Source organism: Coralloluteibacterium thermophilum (assembly GCF_042654365.1).
Taxonomy (GTDB): Bacteria; Pseudomonadota; Gammaproteobacteria; order Xanthomonadales; family Xanthomonadaceae; genus Coralloluteibacterium; species Coralloluteibacterium thermophilum.
Genome location: NZ_JBHSGG010000002.1, coordinates 84,580 through 100,893 on the forward strand (window position 1 = coordinate 84,580; position 16,314 = coordinate 100,893).

General features: G+C 74.0%; 21 protein-coding genes and 1 tRNA gene. 11 read left to right on the forward strand and 11 right to left on the reverse strand.

All coding sequences use genetic code 11. From position 1 onward, the window contains the following. Window positions 1-24 precede the first annotated feature (24 nt). Window positions 25-2,637: an ATP-binding protein gene (locus tag ACFO3Q_RS00800; protein ID WP_377002637.1), complete on the forward strand. Its 2,613-nt coding sequence runs from the start codon at window positions 25-27 to the stop codon at window positions 2,635-2,637. A gap of 18 nt (window positions 2,638-2,655) precedes the next feature. Here ACFO3Q_RS00800 and bfr read toward each other — a convergent pair whose 3' ends face one another. From bfr to ACFO3Q_RS00815, 3 genes are all read right to left on the reverse strand, one after another. Further along, complete coding sequence (bfr, locus tag ACFO3Q_RS00805) at window positions 2,656-3,132, reverse strand: bacterioferritin (RefSeq protein ID WP_377002639.1); 477 nt, start codon at window positions 3,130-3,132, stop codon at window positions 2,656-2,658. A 176-nt stretch (window positions 3,133-3,308) separates the two neighbouring features. Continuing rightward, window positions 3,309-3,533 carry a (2Fe-2S)-binding protein gene (locus ACFO3Q_RS00810; protein WP_377002985.1) on the reverse strand — a complete coding sequence of 75 codons (225 nt, stop codon included), beginning with the start codon at window positions 3,531-3,533 and terminating at the stop codon, window positions 3,309-3,311. A gap of 62 nt (window positions 3,534-3,595) precedes the next feature. Further along, window positions 3,596-4,144, reverse strand: coding sequence for an RNA pyrophosphohydrolase (locus ACFO3Q_RS00815; protein ID WP_377002640.1), 549 nt, complete (start codon window positions 4,142-4,144; stop codon window positions 3,596-3,598). A 137-nt stretch (window positions 4,145-4,281) separates the two neighbouring features. Here ACFO3Q_RS00815 and ACFO3Q_RS00820 point away from each other — a divergent pair. The 3 genes from ACFO3Q_RS00820 (at window position 4,282) to ACFO3Q_RS00830 (ending at window position 5,310) form a co-directional block, all read left to right on the forward strand. Beyond that, window positions 4,282-4,358: transfer RNA gene (locus ACFO3Q_RS00820), tRNA-Met, on the forward strand. 101 nt (window positions 4,359-4,459) lie between these two features. After that, the gene (gene queD, locus ACFO3Q_RS00825; RefSeq protein WP_377002641.1) at window positions 4,460-4,828 is read left to right on the forward strand and encodes a 6-carboxytetrahydropterin synthase QueD; all 369 of its coding nucleotides are present in this window, start codon (window positions 4,460-4,462) and stop codon (window positions 4,826-4,828) included. A gap of 98 nt (window positions 4,829-4,926) precedes the next feature. Further along, window positions 4,927-5,310 carry a phasin family protein gene (locus ACFO3Q_RS00830; RefSeq protein WP_377002642.1) on the forward strand — a complete coding sequence of 128 codons (384 nt, stop codon included), beginning with the start codon at window positions 4,927-4,929 and terminating at the stop codon, window positions 5,308-5,310. 99 nt (window positions 5,311-5,409) lie between these two features. Here the strand turns inward: ACFO3Q_RS00830 and bioD are convergent, their stop codons facing one another. Beyond that, window positions 5,410-6,096, reverse strand: a complete 687-nt coding sequence (bioD, locus tag ACFO3Q_RS00835) for a dethiobiotin synthase (RefSeq protein ID WP_377002644.1) — start codon at window positions 6,094-6,096, stop codon at window positions 5,410-5,412. Window positions 6,097-6,288: 192 nt separating this feature from the next. Between bioD and ACFO3Q_RS00840 the strand changes: the two genes are divergently transcribed. Further along, on the forward strand, window positions 6,289-6,771 hold the full coding sequence (locus ACFO3Q_RS00840; protein ID WP_377002646.1) for a GAF domain-containing protein: 483 nt from the start codon (window positions 6,289-6,291) through the stop codon (window positions 6,769-6,771). Further along, window positions 6,768-7,136 carry a TfoX/Sxy family protein gene (locus ACFO3Q_RS00845; RefSeq protein WP_377002647.1) on the forward strand — a complete coding sequence of 123 codons (369 nt, stop codon included), beginning with the start codon at window positions 6,768-6,770 and terminating at the stop codon, window positions 7,134-7,136. The genes ACFO3Q_RS00840 and ACFO3Q_RS00845 overlap by 4 nt, the downstream gene beginning before the upstream one ends. A gap of 18 nt (window positions 7,137-7,154) precedes the next feature. Here the strand turns inward: ACFO3Q_RS00845 and trpE are convergent, their stop codons facing one another. Genes trpE through pdsR form a run of 3 tightly spaced genes read right to left on the reverse strand, consistent with a single transcriptional unit; the run spans window position 7,155 to window position 11,407 of the window. After that, a complete protein-coding gene (gene trpE, locus ACFO3Q_RS00850) occupies window positions 7,155-8,627 on the reverse strand; it encodes an anthranilate synthase component I (RefSeq protein ID WP_377002648.1) in 1,473 nt (490 codons plus the stop codon). A 52-nt stretch (window positions 8,628-8,679) separates the two neighbouring features. Beyond that, window positions 8,680-10,707 carry an ATP-binding protein gene (locus ACFO3Q_RS00855; protein WP_377002651.1) on the reverse strand — a complete coding sequence of 676 codons (2,028 nt, stop codon included), beginning with the start codon at window positions 10,705-10,707 and terminating at the stop codon, window positions 8,680-8,682. Window positions 10,708-10,717: 10 nt separating this feature from the next. Next, window positions 10,718-11,407, reverse strand: coding sequence for a proteobacterial dedicated sortase system response regulator (gene pdsR / locus ACFO3Q_RS00860; RefSeq protein WP_377002652.1), 690 nt, complete (start codon window positions 11,405-11,407; stop codon window positions 10,718-10,720). Window positions 11,408-11,571: 164 nt separating this feature from the next. On the opposite strand from pdsR, the gene ACFO3Q_RS00865 reads away from it, so the two are divergent. From ACFO3Q_RS00865 to ACFO3Q_RS00880, 4 genes are all read left to right on the forward strand, one after another. After that, on the forward strand, window positions 11,572-11,904 hold the full coding sequence (locus tag ACFO3Q_RS00865) for a hypothetical protein (protein WP_377002654.1): 333 nt from the start codon (window positions 11,572-11,574) through the stop codon (window positions 11,902-11,904). A gap of 11 nt (window positions 11,905-11,915) precedes the next feature. Then, window positions 11,916-12,053 carry a hypothetical protein gene (locus tag ACFO3Q_RS00870; protein WP_377002655.1) on the forward strand — a complete coding sequence of 46 codons (138 nt, stop codon included), beginning with the start codon at window positions 11,916-11,918 and terminating at the stop codon, window positions 12,051-12,053. 149 nt (window positions 12,054-12,202) lie between these two features. Beyond that, a complete protein-coding gene (locus tag ACFO3Q_RS00875; protein WP_377002657.1) occupies window positions 12,203-12,355 on the forward strand; it encodes a hypothetical protein in 153 nt (50 codons plus the stop codon). A gap of 12 nt (window positions 12,356-12,367) precedes the next feature. Continuing rightward, the gene (locus tag ACFO3Q_RS00880; protein ID WP_377002658.1) at window positions 12,368-12,550 is read left to right on the forward strand and encodes a hypothetical protein; all 183 of its coding nucleotides are present in this window, start codon (window positions 12,368-12,370) and stop codon (window positions 12,548-12,550) included. Here the strand turns inward: ACFO3Q_RS00880 and yegS are convergent. Then, window positions 12,530-13,489: a lipid kinase YegS gene (yegS, locus tag ACFO3Q_RS00885; protein ID WP_377002660.1), complete on the reverse strand. Its 960-nt coding sequence runs from the start codon at window positions 13,487-13,489 to the stop codon at window positions 12,530-12,532. The genes ACFO3Q_RS00880 and yegS overlap by 21 nt on opposite strands. Before the next feature lie 91 nt (window positions 13,490-13,580). Between yegS and ACFO3Q_RS00890 the strand changes: the two genes are divergently transcribed. Further along, entirely contained in the window at window positions 13,581-14,888 is a 1,308-nt protein-coding gene (locus tag ACFO3Q_RS00890; protein ID WP_377002661.1) for a DUF2254 domain-containing protein, read from the forward strand. Here ACFO3Q_RS00890 and rpe read toward each other — a convergent pair. The 3 genes from rpe to ACFO3Q_RS00905 are packed head-to-tail and all read right to left on the reverse strand — an operon-like array spanning window position 14,885 to window position 16,309. Further along, window positions 14,885-15,553 carry a ribulose-phosphate 3-epimerase gene (gene rpe, locus ACFO3Q_RS00895; protein ID WP_377002662.1) on the reverse strand — a complete coding sequence of 223 codons (669 nt, stop codon included), beginning with the start codon at window positions 15,551-15,553 and terminating at the stop codon, window positions 14,885-14,887. The two genes, ACFO3Q_RS00890 and rpe, sit on opposite strands and share 4 nt — an antisense overlap. Window positions 15,554-15,573: 20 nt before the next feature. Continuing rightward, window positions 15,574-15,915: a J domain-containing protein gene (locus ACFO3Q_RS00900; protein WP_377002664.1), complete on the reverse strand. Its 342-nt coding sequence runs from the start codon at window positions 15,913-15,915 to the stop codon at window positions 15,574-15,576. A gap of 10 nt (window positions 15,916-15,925) precedes the next feature. Beyond that, window positions 15,926-16,309, reverse strand: coding sequence for a c-type cytochrome (locus tag ACFO3Q_RS00905; protein ID WP_377002665.1), 384 nt, complete (start codon window positions 16,307-16,309; stop codon window positions 15,926-15,928). Window positions 16,310-16,314: the final 5 nt, after the last annotated feature.

Consider the following 16,314-nt stretch of genomic DNA (forward strand, 5'->3'; position numbering starts at 1 on the left):
ACGGTCGCATCGTTGGGGGACAGCATGGGGAAGTCCACAGGCAGCAGCGCAGCCCTCCGGGCGGATGCGCGTCGCAGCGGCCGGCGGCCGGACCCGCCGCCGGGCGAATGGCCGCTGGTGCGCTGGCTGGCGCTCGGCGGCGCGGCCGGCGCGGTCCTGCTGAGCGCACTGGACCTGGCCGGCGTCGATGGCCCCTGGTCCACCCTCGCCCTCGTTCCCGCCCTGCTCGCGCTCGTGGCGATCGGCGTCTTCTGGCGCCAGCAGGCGCGCCGCGCGCGCCACCTGAAGGAGATCGAGGCGCGCGCGGGCGAGCACAGCGCGCGCGTCGACGCGCTCCAGGTCGAGATCGCCGAGCACCGGCGCCTCGAACAGGAACTGACCCAGGCCAAGCTCGCCGCCGAGGCCGCGGCGATGGCCAAGAGCGAGTTCCTGGCCACCATGAGCCACGAGATCCGCACGCCGCTCAACGGCATCGTGCCGATGCTCGACCTGCTGCTGAACTCGCGCATGGCGCCGGAGCAGCACGAGATCCTGCGCACCGCCTACACCTCGTCGCAGCAGCTGCTGCGGATCGTCGACGACATCCTCGACTACTCCAAGCTCGAGGCGAACAAGCTCGAGCTGGAATCCACCGGCTTCAACCTGCGCGAGCTGCTCGAGTCGGTCATGCGGCTCATGCACAAGAACGCGGAGTCGAAGGGCCTGAAGCTGGAGCTCCGGCTCGACCCGACGGTGCGCCTGCCGGTGCGCGGCGACCAGGTCCGGCTACGCCAGGTGCTGACCAACCTGCTCAGCAATGCGGTGAAGTTCACCGACCGCGGCGGCGTCACCGTCGGCGTGAGCCGGCGCGGCGAGACCGACCAGGAACACGAACTGCGCTTCGAGGTCCGCGACACCGGCATCGGCATCCCTCCCGAGCGCGTGCCCGGCCTGTTCCAGGCGTTCGCGCAGGCCGACGCCTCCACCACCCGGCTCTACGGCGGCACCGGGCTGGGCCTGGCCATCAGCAAGCGCATCGTCGAGATGATGGGCGGGCGCATCGGGGTCGAGTCGGAACCCGGCCGCGGCACCACGTTCTGGTTCGAGATCCCCCTGCTCAAGGCGCCGGGCGACATCGACAACGCACGCTTCGAACTGGCCGGCTCGCGCCTGCTGCTGGTCACCGCCGACACCGCCCTGCAGCGCCGCCTGAGCCTCGCCGTGCCGAACTGGGGCGTCACCGCCACCCACGTCGAGACCACGCAGGAGGCCATCGAGCGCCTGCGCAGCGCGCTCAGCCGCGGCCCCCGCTGGCGCTACCAGATCCTGCTGGGCGACCTCGCCAGCATGCGCCAGACGGCGGTGTCCCTGCACCGCAACCTCCAGCGCACGCCGGCCTTCGAGGCGCTGCGCGTGGTCTGGCTCAAGGGCGAGGAGGCCCCGCCGCCCGAGCTGGCCGCCGACCCGCGCAGCCTCGTCCTGCCGCGCACGCTCAGCGACGGCGAGATCCGCACCTGCATCGCGCGCTTCCTCACGGGCGACGGCCCGGACGAGGCCGAGCCCACGCCGCTCGCGGGCGAGGACTTCGCCTGGCAGTTCGACGCCGAGGTCTCGCCGGTTCCCGACGCCGATGCGGCCCCGCGCGAACTCGATTCCGAGATGGAGAACCTGCTGCGGAGCATCACCGAGTCCAGCGCGGGCGGGCCGCCGCTGGACCCGGACGCCGCGCCGGTGATCACCGTCTCGCAGAACGCCTTCGCACTGGACCCGGATGCGCCGCCGCCCGAGGAAGCGGCCGCCGCACCCGATCCTGCGCCCCCCGCCCCCGCGCGCGCGGCGCGCGGCGCCAGCGGGAAGCTCGCTGGCCGCGTGCTGCTGGTCGAGGACAACCCGGTCAACCTGATGGTCGCGCAGCGCCTGCTCACCCTGATCGGCCTGTCCTGCGACACCGCAGAGAACGGCGAACAGGCGCTGCGGGCCATGCGCACGACCCGCTACGACGTGGTCCTGATGGACTGCCAGATGCCGGTGCTCGACGGCTATACCGCCGCCCGGCGCTGGCGCGAGAACGAGTCCGGCCGGCGCCTGCCCATCGTGGCGATGACCGCCAACGCCATGGCGGGCGACCGCCAGCGCTGCCTCGACGCGGGCATGGACGACTACCTCGCCAAGCCGGTCACCCGCGCCCAGCTCGAAGCGACGCTGCGGCACTGGATCGAGAACGCCCAGGACGAGGCGCCGTCCGCGGAATCCGGCCCCATCACCACCACGGAGGGCACCGCGCAGACGGTGCTGGCCGCGGCCTCGATCGCCGCGCCGGTGCTCGACCGCGAGATCCTCGACGAACTGCGCGAGATGATGGGCGAGGCCGGCTGCAGGCAACTGGTGCAGGTGTTCCTGGAGGACGCGCCGCGCCACATCGCGCGCCTGCGCATCGCCGCGGCGAGCAGCGACCAGGCCGCCCTGGTCGCGCCCGCGCACACGCTCAAGTCGGCCAGCGCCAACCTGGGTGCGATGGCGGTGTCGGCCATCGCCAAGCGCATCGAGCAGGGTGCGCGCGACCAGCGCCTGTCGCGCTCGGTGGCCCTGGTCTCGCTGCTGGAGACCGAGTTCGGGCGCGCCGAGGCCGAGCTGCGGCGCATCGTGGCCGCCGGCTGAGCCGGCGGCCATCGCGCGTCAGGCGACGCTGCCGACCTTCGACTGCAGGTACAGCTGGACGCCGAGGCGCTCGATGAGGTCGAGCTGGGTCTCGAGCCAGTCGATGTGCTCTTCCTCGGAGGCGAGGATGCTGGCGAAGAGGTCGCGCGAGACGAAGTCGCGCACGCTCTCCGCGTAGGCGATGCCCTCGCGCAGGTCGGCCACCGCGGCCTGCTCGAGCTTGAGGTCGCAGGCGATGGCCTCTTCCGGCGTCTCGCCGATCAGCAGCTTGCCCAGCGCCTGCAGGTTGGGCAGGCCGTCGAGGTAGAGGATGCGCTCGATCAGCTGGTCGGCGTGCTTCATCTCGTCGATCGACTCGTGGTACTCGTGATCGGCGAGCTCCTTGAGCCCCCAGTGCTTGTACATCCTGTAATGCAGGAAGTACTGGTTGATCGCGGTCAGCTCGTTGTAGAGGACCTTGTTCAGCAGCGCGATGATCTGTGCGTCGCCTTTCATGACGGCATCCCGAAGTGCGGAGTTGACACGCACTCTAGCGAGTCCGCGCGACGCGCGATGAAACGCAAATCGGCCGCATCCTCAGTTGCGGGGAGCGGAAGCCGCAAGCGGAAGGCGGGCGCGGGTTCCTGCGCCCGGGAGGACGACGCGCGACGGAGCCGCCGCCGCGGCCGGGATCAGGCCGCGACGGGCAGGTCCAGGCCGATCACCCGCAGTCCGCCCGAGGCGCCGCGCAATGCGGCCTGCGCCGAGGCGAGCAGGTCGGCCGCATGGCCGGCGCAGCTGCCGCAGGTCGCGGCGCAGCCAGTGCGCATGGTGAGTTCGGCGAGGCTGCCGCAGCCATCGGCGGCGGCGTTGCGGATGTCGCGATCGGTGATGCCGTTGCAGATACAGACGTACACGGGCGCGGGACCGGCGGGAACGATGGCCGGCATTGAATCGCGAATGCGAATGATTGTCAAAGCTAGAACGATCCGGCGGCACGCACCGGGGGCGCCTCGTTCATCCGCTGCGGCTCGGGGATGCGGTCGCCGGCGATCTCGCGCGCCAGCGGGGCGAGATGCCGCAGCGCCGCCGCGTAGACCTGCCGCTTGAAGGCGACCACGTGCGCCATCGGGTACCAGAACTCCACCCAGCGCCAGGAATCGAACTCGGGCTTGTCGCTGGCGTCGAGGCGCAGGTCCTCCTCGCGGCCCTGCATCTGCAGCAGGAACCAGACCTGCTTCTGCCCCAGGCAGCGCGGGCGGCGGTCCCGCGCCGCCGCCGCCCGGTGCGGGAGGCGGTAACGCAGCCAGCCGGGCGTGGAGCCGAGGACCGAGACGTGTTCCGGCAGCAGGCCGGTCTCCTCGCGCAGCTCGCGGTACATCGCCTCGAGGGGGGTCTCGTCGGAGTTCATCCCGCCCTGCGGGAACTGCCAGCCGTCGCGGCGGATGCGACGCGCCCAGAACACCCGCCCATCGGGCCGCATGAGCACGATGCCGACATTGGGTCGATAGCCGTCAGGATCGATCACGCGCGGGCTCTCGGCGGAGGCGACGGCCCGAATCTGCCATGTGCGGAGCGGGGGGACAAGTCGGCCGCTGCACCCGGGTCAGCATCCGGCCATTGACATGGCGGCCACATGTCCGGACAATTTCCGGCTCTCCGCGTGGCTATGTAGCTCAGCCGGTTAGAGCACAGCACTCATAATGCTGGGGTCGGTGGTTCGAGTCCACCCATAGCCACCATCTCGCGACGCGCGTTCCGCGCCACCGCCATCCACGTCCGCAGCGGCCCTCGGCCCTCGCCCACCGGAGACGGTCGCGGCGCGCCACGGCCCGGACCGCGCATGGACATCTTCAAGATCTTCACCGTCGAGGCCGCCCACCGGCTTCCGAACGTGCCGCCGGGCCACAAGTGCGCGCGCCTGCACGGGCACTCGTTCCGCATCGAGATCCACGTCAGCGGCGAGATCGACCCGGCCACGGGCTGGGTGATGGACTTCGCCGACGTCAAGGCTGCGTTCCGCCCGCTGTACGAGCGCCTCGACCACCACTACCTCAACGACGTCGAGGGCCTGGAGAATCCCACCAGCGAACGCATCGCCGTCTGGATCTGGGACCGGCTCAAGCCCGCCCTGCCGGGCCTGTCGCGGGTGGTGGTGCACGAGACCTGCACTGCGGGCAGCAGTTATTCGGGTCCCGCCGCGGGCGGTTGAACCCGGCGCGGGCGCCGGGCACGACCCATGTTGCATTGCACAAAACGGGGTGGCAGGATCGCGTCCACCACAACCGTCGCTCCCAGGGGAGCCGTGCCATGTCCGTGCAGACCAGCAATCCGTTCGCCGAGGCCACCAGGCAGTTCGCGGATGCCGCGCTGAAGGCCAACACGCTCGCGCTCGGCAACGCCGAGCGTCTGTTCGGCCTCCACGTCAGGACGCTCGAGGAGCGCCTGGGCGCCAACATCGCCTTCCTGAGCGAGGCCGCCGACGTGCGCAGCTTCGACGACGTCCGGGCGATCTGGCCCAAGGGCGTGGAGGTCGCGCGCGGCAACGTCGAGCGCTTCGTCGCTGCGGGCCAGGATGCGGTGGCCGAGACCATCCGCACCAACGAGGAGATCGGCCAGCTCGTGAAGAGCAGCTTCGAGGCCGCCGGCGCCGACGTCGGCCGGACCGCGCCCCGCGCCGGCAAGGCCAAATAGTTTTCAGCTCGCCCGGGCCCACCACGTGCCCGGGTCCGCACGCTTCCATCCCTCCCGGGAGCGCGCGGTTCCAGGCCGCCAGTCCGCTGGCGGCTTTTTTTACGCCTCCACCAGGCGCGACACGTCCAGGTGCGCGGCCAGCAGCTGCGGTTGCGGGTCGGGCATGTAGGGCAGCACGCCGAGACAGGGCGCCGGCAGGACGCGGTGCAGGATCTGCACGGTCTCCGCGGCGTAGAGCATCCCGGGCTGGACGTGGTTGGCGACCCAGCCGCGCAGGGCGAACCCCTGGTCGAGGATCGCGCGGGCCGACAGCCGCGCATGGTTGACGCAGCCCAGCCTGACGCCGACCACCAGCACCACCGGCAGCGCCATCGCGCGCGCCACCTCGGCCTGGTCGAGCGCTTCCGTCAGCGGCGCCTGCCAGCCGCCCACGCCCTCGACCACGACGATGTCGGCCCGCGCGCGCAGGGCGGTGTAGGCCGCCAGCATGGGCTCCAGCCGCAGCTCGACGCCGGCCTGGCGCGCGGCCAGCTCCGGCGCCGTCGGCACCGGCAGCGCATAGGGATTCACCAGTTCGTAGTCCGGGCGCGGGTCGCTGGCCTCCAGCAGGGCGAGCGCGTCCTCGTTGCGCCAGCCGCCGTCCGCATGCAGCGCGCTGCCGCTGGCCACCGGTTTCATCCCCACCGCCCGGCAGCCGCGGTCGCGCAGGGCATGCAGCAGGGCGCAGCTGGCGACGGTCTTGCCGATCTCGGTGTCGGTGCCGGTGACGAACACGGAGCGGCTCATGCGCGGCGCTCCGGCGCCGGGGCAAGGGGCGGACGTGGCGGGGACTGGATCTGCATCGGTGCTCCACGGCGCGGCGACCGGCCGCGCGCGCGCAAAGCCTAGGGGCTCGCGCGGGCTGCGGCCAGAGCGCGCGGGAGGACATGGCGGGATAGACTTCGGGGTTCCACCGTTTCCGTGCGAGGACCCGCAGCCGTGTTCACCGCGACCGCACTCCAGGGCGACAAGACCGAGCAGTACGCCGAGCTCGCGGCGCAGGCGCAGGCGCTGCTGCACGGCGAGCGCGACCGCGTCGCCAACGCCGCCAACCTCTCCGCGCTGGTCTACCACGCCCTGCCCGACCTCAACTGGGTCGGCTTCTACTTCTACGACGGGACCGAGCTCGTGGTCGGGCCGTTCCAGGGCAAGCCCGCCTGCGTGCGCATCCCGCTCGACAAGGGCGTGTGCGGCGCGGCCGCGTCCTCGCGGCAGACCCAGCGGGTGGCCGACGTGCACGCCTTCCCCGGCCACATCGCCTGCGATGCGGCCTCGCGTTCCGAGGTGGTGGTGCCGCTCTACCTGGGCGACACGCTCGTCGGCGTGTTCGACCTCGACAGCCCCGTGCCCGACCGCTTCGACGCGGAGGACCAGGCAGGGCTGGAACGCATCGCCCGGGTCTTCCTCGACACCCTGGCATGAGCGTCAAGCTGCGCAACGTCGGCCCGAAGTCCGCCGCCTGGCTGCGCCAGGTCGGCGTGCGCTCGCTCGACGACCTGCGCGAGGTCGGCGTGGTCGGCGCCTGGATCAAGTGCAGGCGCGCCGGCTTCCGGCCCGGACTCAACCTGCTCTACGCGCTCGAAGGCGCGCTGCTGGACTGCCACTGGCAGGACGTGCCCGTCGCCCGCCGCGAAGCGCTCGTGACCGAGGCCGAGGCCGCCGCGGCCGAGCTTCCCCTGCCGCGCCGCCAGGCCGCCTTCGCCACGCCTCTGGGCGAGGCGCGCGTGGTCGAGGGCGAGGAGGACCCGCCGCCCGCCATCGCCAGCGCCTTCGACCGCCGGGACTAGCGTCCCCGCTCCGGAGCGCTACAGCCCCGCCGCCGCCTGCGCGACCGCGCGGAACAGCGCGCGCCCCTTGTTCATCGTCTCCTCCCACTCCTTCTCGGGATCGGAGTCGTAGACGATGCCGGCGCCGGCCTGCACGTGCAGGCGCCCGTCGTGGATGACCGCGGTACGGATGGCGATGGCGGTGTCGGCGTCGCCGTGCCAGCCGAGGTAGCCGATGGCGCCGGCGTAGATGTTGCGGCGGATCGGTTCGAGCTCGCGGATGATCTCCAGCGCCCGGATCTTGGGCGCGCCGCTCACGGTCCCGGCCGGGAAGGCCGCGCGCAGCACGTCGGCATAGCCCAGGCCGTCGCGCAGCCGGCCCTGCACCTCGCTGACGATGTGCATCACGTGGCTGTAGCGCTCGATCACGAACTGCTCGCCGACCTCCACGCTGCCCGCCTCGGCCACGCGGCCGACGTCGTTGCGGCCGAGGTCGATCAGCATCAGGTGCTCGGCGCGCTCCTTGGGATCGGCGAGCAGCTCGGCCTCCAGGGCGGCGTCCGCCTCGGGCGTGGCGCCGCGCGGGCGCGTGCCGGCGATGGGCCGCACGGTGATGCGCCCGCCCTGCAGGCGCACGAGGATCTCGGGCGAGGAGCCCACGACCTGGGTGCCGCCGAAGTCGAGGAAGTACATGTAGGGAGACGGGTTCAGCGCCCGCAGCGCGCGGTAGACGTCCACCGGCCGCGCGCGGAAGGGCACCGACAGCCGCTGGCTCAGCACCACCTGGAACACGTCGCCGCTGCGGATGTAGTCCTTGGCCTTCTCCACCGCGTCGATGAAGCCGGCGCGGGTGAAGCCGGAGACGAAGTCGCCCTCGTCGAGCACGCTGGGATCGAGCACGTCGGGGTAGCCGGCGCCGCCCTGGCGCAGGCGGTGGACCAGGGCGTCGAGGCGGCGCTGCGCGCCGGCGTAGGCCTGGGGCTGCGCCGGGTCCGCGTGCACGATGAGGTAGAGCCGGCCCTTGAGGTTGTCGAAGACGGCCACCTCCTCGCTTTCCAGCAGCACCGCGTCGGGCGTGCCGAGCGCATCGGGCGCGGCGGCGCTGCGCAGGCGCGGCTCGATCCAGCCGATGGTCTCGAAGCCGAAGTAGCCGACCAGGCCGCCGGCGAAGGCCGGCAGGCCGGGCAGCCGCGGGACCGAGTGGCGGGCGCGCAGGCGCTCGACCTCGGCGTAGGGGTCGGCCAGCTCGCGGGTCTCGACCACCTCGCCGACCTCGCGCACGGTCAGGGTGTGGTCGCGGAATTCGTAGCGGCGCCGCGCGGGCAGGCCGATGATCGAGTAGCGCCCCCAGGTCTCGCCGCCCTCGACCGATTCGAACAGGTAGGTGTCCGGGCCGTCGGCGAGCTTGAGGTAGACCGACAGCGGCGTGTCGAGGTCGGACGGCACCTCGCGCACCACGGGGATGCGGTCGTGGCCGGCGGCGGCGAGGCGGGCGAATTCGGTCGGGGTCATCGGCGGGCGCGGCGAAGGCGGACCCGCGAGTATGCCAGCGCGCGCGGGGACGTCAGCGGCGCGGGATGCCCCTCAGCACCAGCCTGAATTCCACGCCCGCTGCGTCCGGCAGGTCGCGGGCCTCGGCGCGCCCCTCGTGCAGCTCGGCGACCAGGCGGACGATGGTCAGGCCGAGGCCGAGATGGGCCCCGCCGTCCGCGCGTTGGGTGCGGTCGCGGACGCTCACCAGGGAGTCGAACAGCTTGTCGCGCATCGCCGCCGGCAACGGCGGCCCGGCGTTGGCCACCGTCAGCACGGCCTCGCCGCCCTCCGCACGCGCCAGCCCGATGCGCACCCAGCCGTCCGGCGGCGCGAAGCCGCGGGCGTTGTCGACCAGCTTGTCCAGCGCCTGCGCGAGCAGGTCCGGCGCGCCGTGGAAGGGCATGGGCCCCGCCTGCACCGCCACCTGCAGGGCACGCGGCGCCAGCAGCGCGCGGTAGCCCTCGGCGCAGTCGCGGACCAGTGCGGCGAGGTCGAGGTCCTCGGCATCGGCGTTGTCGATCGCGTGCTCCAGGCGCACCACCTCGCTCATGCCGCGCACGATGGCGCCGAGGCGGTCGACGCCGCCGCGCGCGCGTTCCAGATACGGGCGCGCGTCGTCGGGGAGATCCACCGGGTCGAGGTTGTCGAGCGAGGTGCGCACGATCGCCAGCGGCGTGTTCAGCTCGTGCGAGAGCTTGCCGGCCAGGGTGCGCAGGTAGTCGGTGTAGGCGGCGACCTCGTCCAGCAGGCGCGCGAAGCTGCGCGAGAGATCGCCGATCTCGTCGCGTGCCCGCGTCTGTGGGAAGCGCTGCACCCGGCCGTCGCGGTCCAGGGCGCGCTCGGCGGCGTCGCGCAGCCGGCGGATGCGCCCGCTCAGGCGCCCGGCGAACAGGAACAGCACCAGGCCGGCGGCAAGCAGGGCGACCAGGCTGGTGCCGAGCAGGCCGGTCAGGGCGCGGTCGGTGAGCAGCAGTCCCTCGGCATCCTCGCGTTCGAGCACGACCGCGCCGCGCAGGCCGTCGGCCAGGGCGACCGGCACGGCCGCGGAGAGCCGGACGCGGGCACCGTAGGGCTCGCGCCGCCAGGCGACGCCGGGCCGTCCGTCCAGGGCCTGCCAGACCTCGGGCGCCCGCGTGCGCACCGCGCCTTCGGGATCGGCGGGCTCGGCCTCCGCGGCGTCCAGGCGGAGCCAGCCGTGGATCCAGCGCCGCCAGGGCGGCACCGCCTCGCTGGCGGGCCCGGCCAGGTCGCCCGCGGCCGCGAGGACCCAGCCGTCGCGGTCGACGAAACGGGCGCGCGCGCCGGGCGGCACCAGTTGGCGCAGCGGCGCCGCCAGGGCGGCGTCCGGCGCCAGCAGCGGCCATGCGCCCGGCGCCTCCGCGTCGGTGCCGTCCTCGTGCCGGCGCCCGCCGGCGTGGCGGACCAGGGTCGCGCCCAGGCCGTCGACCGGGTAGCCCTGCGGGATGCGCAGCTCCAGGTCGAAGCCATCATCGCGCCAGCGCCAGGCGCCCTCGATGCGCACCGGCGCGGCGTCGCCTTCCAGGGTCGCCACGCGCGCGGGGCCGTCGTCGGCGTTCGCGACCCGCAGCGCAAGCGCGCCGTGCGGCCCCGCCAGCGCCAGCCGCAGATGGTCGCGGCCGCCCGCGCCCGGCCAGTGCGCGTCGGCGCGCACCAGCCCCTGCGCGCGCGCCTGCACGAACAGGTAGAGCACGTCGTCGGCGCGCGCCGCGGTCAGACGCAGCGCCGGCGCATCGGGCGCCCCGCCGAAGCGCCGCGTGTCGGCGGTCGCGGGCGTGCCGTCCTCCCGCTGCCAGTCGGCGTCGTCCGCATCCAGGCGCGGCGCGCGCGCCAGGGTCTGCACGAACAGGCCCGGCCGCGCCGGCGGCAGCGCCGCAGGCTGGGCCGCCAGGCCCCGCGCCAGGGCTTCGGCCGAGGCCTGCAGCGCCTGCGCCTGGCCCTCGCGCAGCAGGGTCTCCATCTGGCGCACGAACTGCCAGCCGGCCCACGGCAGCACCAGCACCGACAGGGCCAGCAGCAGCAGCTTGCCGCGCAGGGTCATGCCGGGGCGGTCAGCTGCGCCACCGGTAGCCGGCCCCGTGCACCGTGTCGATCTCGGCGAAGGCGGGGTCGATGGCCTCGAACTTGCGGCGGATGCGCTTGACGTGCGAGGTCACCGTGGCGTCGTCCACCACGATCTGCGCCTCGCGCATGAGCTGCTCGCGCGACTTCACGTGCCCCGGGCGCCGCACCAGTGCGTTGACCATCCAGAACTCGGTCACGGTCAGCGGCACCTCGACGCCGTTCCAGCTCACGCGCATGCGCTCGCCCTCCAGCCGCAGGCCGCGCAGCACCACCACCTGCTCGCGCGGGGCGGCGCCGGCCATCAGGTCGAGCCGGCGCAGCAGGGCGTGGATGCGCGCGGTGAGCTGCGGCAGGGAGACGTCCTTGCTGAGGTAGTCGTCCGCGCCCAGGCGCAGGCCGGAGATCACGTCGAAGTCCGAATCGCGCGCGGTGAGGAACAGGATCGGCAGCGTCGCCGAGCGCGCGCGCAGCTCGCGGCAGAGGTCGAACCCACCCTCCGGCTCGTCGCCCAGGCCCACGTCGATGATCACCACGTCGGGCAGGCGCTGGGCGAAGGCGGCCGCGGCTTCGGCGCGCGAGCCGTAGTCCTGCACCAGGTAGCCATGCCGGCGCAGCGCGTCGGCGGTGTTGGCGCGGATGGCGGGTTCGTCCTCGACGATGGCGACGGTGCGCGACATCGGTGCTCCTGCTGCGAATGCGCGGCGACTTTACCAATGCGCGCGACACGCCACCGGGGCCTGCCCGCGAATCGCCACAACTCGCTCGCGTCCTGCCATGTCCGCCGCCGCCGCGCGCCCCGTGGCAGCGGTGGAATGGCCACACCCGAGACCGAGGACACGCCATGCACCCGCCCGCCCCCGAACCGACCTCCCAGCGCGAGACCCGCACGCCGCGCCTCGCCCCCTCCGCCGCACGGCGACGCAGCCGCCGCATGGGGATCGCGATGATGCTGCTCTCGCTCGGCGCGGCGCTGAAGGCGCAGGCCGCCGACGCCGTCCAGCCCGCTCCGACCGTGCCGGCGCCCGTGGCGCATGCGGCGGCCGCAGTGCCGCCGATGCGCCAGGCCTCGGACGCAGCAGGCGACGCGGACGGCGGCGCGACCGGCCGCAATGCGCTCGCCGTCGCGGTGGCGCTGGCCCTGCTCGGCGGCGCCTGCCTGCCCTGGCGCGCCTGAGGCGGCGCCCGATGGCCACGACCGCCTCCCACCCCGGGACGCCGCCCACCCGCGCCGGCCTCGCCCTGCCCGCCTTCGCGCCCTCGCCGCCGATGCCGCCGCCGACCCGCCGGGTCGATCCGGTGGCGCCCGACTGGCGGCCGCTGTGAGCGGCGCGGCGCCCGCGAGGCGCCCTGGACTGCCGGCGGACGCGACGGATTCGCGCAACCGCAACACCGTCGTGACGCCACGCCCACCCGCGCGCCCCGATCATCCACCTCCATCCGCGGATGCGCGGATGTCCCGCCCGGAGTGCCCGATGTCGCCCGACCCGATCCAGGTCCTGCCCACCCCTTCCCTGCTCGACGAGCTGCTGCGCGTGACCGGCGCGATCGCGGTCGCCTGCTTCTGCGTGGCGCTGCACTTCGCAGCCAGCGAGCCGCGGCGGATCGGCCTCGGCGGGTCGCGCTGAGGAGGGCCGCCAATGATCCTGATCGTCGAGGACCGCGCGCGTTTCGATCTGGAGCAGCTCCCGCCCGAGCCGACGCCGGAGGAGCTGCGGGCCCTGCGCGCCGCGCGCACATCGGACGCCGACGGCGCCGCCCGGGAGACACCGGACGCGGCGCCGCCGCCCCGCCATGCCCCGCTAGCCCGCGCCGCGGCCTGACCCCTCCCCGTCCGGAAGCAGCGGCGTCGCCGCCGGCAGGTGCATGCGCAGCCGGCCACGCGCGGCCTCGATGCGCAGGCGCGAGGCCTGCAGGGGTTCGCCGTCGAGGTTGAGGCTCAGTCCCTCCTCGGCCTCGATCTCCAGCCAGGTCAGCCGCCGACGGACCGCCGCGTCGAGCAGGGCGGCGCGGCCGTGCCGCAGGAGGGCGCCGAGCGCCGCAGCGAACTCGCCCTCGGGCGGAGGCGGCAACAGCATCAGGTCGAACACGCCGTCGTCGAGGCGTGCCTCGGGCGTCAGCGCCTGCCCCCCGCCGGCCTGCCGGCCGTTGCCGACCGCGAGCACGAGGAAGTCGCCCGCCCACTCGAAATCTGGCCCGCGCAGTCGGCCGTGCGCGGCGCGGACGCTGCCCATCCGGGTCATCCCGGTCAGGAAATAGGCGGCGCCGCCGAGCAGCTTCTTGAGCTCCGGCGGCGTGTCGGTGGTGATCCGCGTGGCGAAGCCGGCGGTCACCACGTTGACGCACCAGCGCTCGCGCCCGCGTTGCGGGATCACCCGCACCAGGTCCACGGGGCGCGCCGGGACGCGGTCGACCAGGTCGAGCGCCTCCTCCGGCTCCTCCGGGATGCCGGCGGCGCGCGCGAAGTCGTTGGCGGTCCCCAGCGGCAGGACCGCCACCGCGGGCAGGGCCCCGGCGTCGAGGCCGGTGCCGGCCAGGGCGTTGCAGACGTGGTGCAGGGTGCCGTCGCCCCCGGCGGCGACCACCGCCGAGGCGCCCGCGGCGATGGCCTCCAGCGTGTAGCGGTGCGCGTCACCCTGCTCCCAGGTCACCCGCACCGCGATCCTGCGGCCGCGTTCACGCAGCGCGCCGACGGCGTCGCGCACCGTTTCGTCGTTGGCGTTCTTGCCGTTGAGGATCAGATGCCATGGGCCGTTGGACACGCGTCGTTTCCCGCCGGATCGCAGCGGCCACTGTGTGGAGCCGGCCGTCAAAGGCGCGTGGCTGCACGCGGACCATCGGGGGATGAGCGCCATGAGCGCCATGCCGTTCCGCATCGACCTCCTGCTGCGGCGGCTGCGCGAGCAGCTCTGGGTCCGCCCGGCGCTGTGGAGCCTGGCGGCGGTGGCAGTCGCGCTGCTGGCCGCCCTCGCGGACAGCGTGCTGCCGGCGCGCCTGGCGCCCCGGATCGAGCAGGAGACGGTCGCCTCGCTGCTCCGGATCATCGCCTCGAGCATGCTGGCGGTGAGCACGTTCTCGCTCTCCATCCTCGTCGGCGCCTTCGCCTCGGTCTCGGGCAACGCCACGCCGCGGGCGACGCGGCTGATCGTCGCCGACGACACCGCGCAGAACGCGCTGGGCGTGTTCATCGCCGCCTTCATCTACTCGGTGGTGGCGCTGACCGCGCTGGAGAGCGGCTACTACGGGCAGGTCGGCCGGCTGGTGCTGTTCGTCGGCACGCTGGCGATGCTGGGCTACATCGTCATCACCTTCCTGCGCTGGATCCAGGTGCTGTCGGTGATGGGCCGCATGGGCAACACCATCGAGCGCGTCGAGCGCGCGGCGTCGGAGGCGCTGGAGGCGTGGATGCGCGCGCCCTGCCTCGGCGGCGTGGCGCTGGCGGAGGACGCGCCGGCGGACGGCGAGGAGGTGGTCGCCGGCGCGACCGGCTACCTCCAGCACATCGACATGGCCGCGCTGCAGGCGGCGGCCGAGGCCTGCTCGGGGCGGGTGCAGGTGCTGCTGCGGCCCGGTGCGCTGGTGCATCCCGGGCGGGCGGTGGCCCGCCTGCGGCCGGGCGGGCCGCTGCCGCAGGAGCGCCGCGAGGAACTGCTGCGCCAGGTCGCCGACGCGTTCGTGGTCGGCAACGAGCGCAGCTACGCCCAGGACCCGCGCTTCGGCCTCGTGGTGCTGTCGGAGATCGCGCAGCGCGCGCTGTCGCCGGGCATCAACGATCCCGGCACCGCCATCGTGGTGCTGGCGAGCCTGGCGCGCCTGCTGATCGCCACCGGCGCGCCGCGGGAGGCGTCCGAGGATGCCGACGAGGCGCCGCGCCATCCGCGGGTGGCGGTGGCGCCGCTCGACGAGGCGGACCTGGTCCGCGACGCCCTCGACCTGATCGCGCGCGACGGCGCGGGCCAGGTCGAGATCGCGGTCCGCGTGCAGAAGACCCTGGCCGCGGTCGCCGCCGGGGCCGCGCCGCCGCTGGCCGCCGCCGTGCGCGCGGAGTCGGCGCGTGCGCTGGAGCGCGCGCGCCGCAGCGACGCGCTGCTCGAGGACGAGCTCGCCCTGCTCGCCGACCTCGCGCACGAGGCCCGGACCGTGCCGCGGGCGGTGCGCTAGCCCGCGGCGACGTTCGCGCGCATGGCCTCGATGACCGCGCGGTAGTCCGGCGCGTTGAAGATCGCGGAGCCGGCGACGAAGGTGTCGGCGCCCGCGGCGGCGATCTCGGCGATGTTGTCGGCCTTGACCCCGCCGTCCACCTCCAGGCGGATGTCGCGGCCGCTGGCGTCGATGATCGCGCGCGCGCGGCGCAGCTTCGCCAGCGAGGACGGGATGAAGCCCTGGCCGCCGAAGCCGGGATTGACCGACATGACCAGCACCAGGTCCACCATGTCGATCACCTCCTCCAGGATGGTCAGCGGCGTCGCCGGGTTGAACACCAGGCCGGCCTTGCAGCCCTGGTCGCGGATCAGCTGCAGGGTGCGGTGGACGTGCTCGCTCGCCTCCGGGTGGAAGGAGATCACCGAGGCGCCGGCCCGGGCGAAGTCCGGGACGATGCGGTCGACCGGCCGGACCATCAGGTGCACGTCGATGGGCGCGGTCACCCCGTGCCGGCGCAGCGCCTCGCACACCATCGGGCCGATGGTGAGGTTGGGGACGTAGTGGTTGTCCATGACGTCGAAGTGCACCCAGTCGGCGCCCGCGGCGAGTACGGCATCGACCTCCTCGCCCAGGCGGGCGAAATCGGCGGACAGGATCGACGGAGCGATCAGGATCTTCGACATGGTGCGACCTCGGTTCGGCGTCAGCGCGCGCGGCGGCGCTGCTTCTGGATGGCCTCGTAGGCCGCGTTGATCGCCCGCGCGCGCTCGCCGGCGCGGGCCTGGAGTTCCGGCGCGGCATCGGCCACGCGGTCCGGGTGGTACTGGGACATCAGCCGGCGGTAGGCGCGCTCGACCTCGGCGTCGCTGGCGTCCGGGCTCACGCCGAGCACGCGGTAGTGCTCGTCGCGCGGGCGCGACAGGCGGAACCAGTCGGCGTCGAAGGCGTGCCCGATCGCCAGCCCGAGCAGGGCCCCCGCGGGATGCCGCAGCAGCAGCCAGCCCGCGATGAAGCCGAGCACCTTGCCGTACCACCTCGTGCGCATGCGCGGATCCTCAGTTGGCGGGGGCCGCGTCGGGACGGACGCCACCCGGCGGCTGCGCAGCGTACCAAGCCGCGAGCGCCGCGATGTCGGGCTCGGAGAGCGCCCCGGCCATGGCGTTCATGGGGCCGCCGTTGCGCCGGTTGTCGCGGTACTCGCGCAGGACCCGGCGCATGTAGGCCTCGTCCTGCCCGGCGATGTGCGGGGTGCCGGCCATGCGGCTGACGCCGTCGCGCCCGTGGCAGGCCACGCACATGCCCAATCGGGCCGGCGGCGCCCCGGCGGCGGAGTCGGCGGCGTCCGCGGACGCGGTGGCGGCGGGCGCCGGCGCGGGCTCGGCGGCGCAGCCGGCGAGCGCGAACAGGGCGAGGACGGAGAGCGGGCGGATCGGACTCATCCGCA

Bases quoted from the DNA above. Each gene is read 5' to 3' on its own strand.
- ACFO3Q_RS00800 (WP_377002637.1), top strand. From the start codon at position 25: ATGGGGAAGTCCACAGGCAGCAGCGCAGCCCTCCGGGCGGATGCGCGT.
- bfr (WP_377002639.1), bottom strand. From the start codon at position 3,132: ATGAAAGGCGACGCACAGATCATCGCGCTGCTGAACAAGGTCCTCTAC.
- rpe (WP_377002662.1), bottom strand. From the start codon at position 15,553: ATGTCGAAGATCCTGATCGCTCCGTCGATCCTGTCCGCCGATTTCGCC.
- ACFO3Q_RS00880 (WP_377002658.1), top strand. From the start codon at position 12,368: ATGATCCTGATCGTCGAGGACCGCGCGCGTTTCGATCTGGAGCAGCTC.
- ACFO3Q_RS00830 (WP_377002642.1), top strand. From the start codon at position 4,927: ATGTCCGTGCAGACCAGCAATCCGTTCGCCGAGGCCACCAGGCAGTTC.
- queD (WP_377002641.1), top strand. From the start codon at position 4,460: ATGGACATCTTCAAGATCTTCACCGTCGAGGCCGCCCACCGGCTTCCG.
- ACFO3Q_RS00890 (WP_377002661.1), top strand. From the start codon at position 13,581: ATGAGCGCCATGCCGTTCCGCATCGACCTCCTGCTGCGGCGGCTGCGC.
- ACFO3Q_RS00865 (WP_377002654.1), top strand. From the start codon at position 11,572: ATGCACCCGCCCGCCCCCGAACCGACCTCCCAGCGCGAGACCCGCACG.
- ACFO3Q_RS00870 (WP_377002655.1), top strand. From the start codon at position 11,916: ATGGCCACGACCGCCTCCCACCCCGGGACGCCGCCCACCCGCGCCGGC.
- ACFO3Q_RS00855 (WP_377002651.1), bottom strand. From the start codon at position 10,707: ATGACCCTGCGCGGCAAGCTGCTGCTGCTGGCCCTGTCGGTGCTGGTG.
- ACFO3Q_RS00845 (WP_377002647.1), top strand. From the start codon at position 6,768: ATGAGCGTCAAGCTGCGCAACGTCGGCCCGAAGTCCGCCGCCTGGCTG.
- pdsR (WP_377002652.1), bottom strand. From the start codon at position 11,407: ATGTCGCGCACCGTCGCCATCGTCGAGGACGAACCCGCCATCCGCGCC.
- ACFO3Q_RS00900 (WP_377002664.1), bottom strand. From the start codon at position 15,915: ATGCGCACGAGGTGGTACGGCAAGGTGCTCGGCTTCATCGCGGGCTGG.
- ACFO3Q_RS00905 (WP_377002665.1), bottom strand. From the start codon at position 16,309: ATGAGTCCGATCCGCCCGCTCTCCGTCCTCGCCCTGTTCGCGCTCGCC.
- bioD (WP_377002644.1), bottom strand. From the start codon at position 6,096: ATGAGCCGCTCCGTGTTCGTCACCGGCACCGACACCGAGATCGGCAAG.
- ACFO3Q_RS00875 (WP_377002657.1), top strand. From the start codon at position 12,203: ATGTCGCCCGACCCGATCCAGGTCCTGCCCACCCCTTCCCTGCTCGAC.
- trpE (WP_377002648.1), bottom strand. From the start codon at position 8,627: ATGACCCCGACCGAATTCGCCCGCCTCGCCGCCGCCGGCCACGACCGC.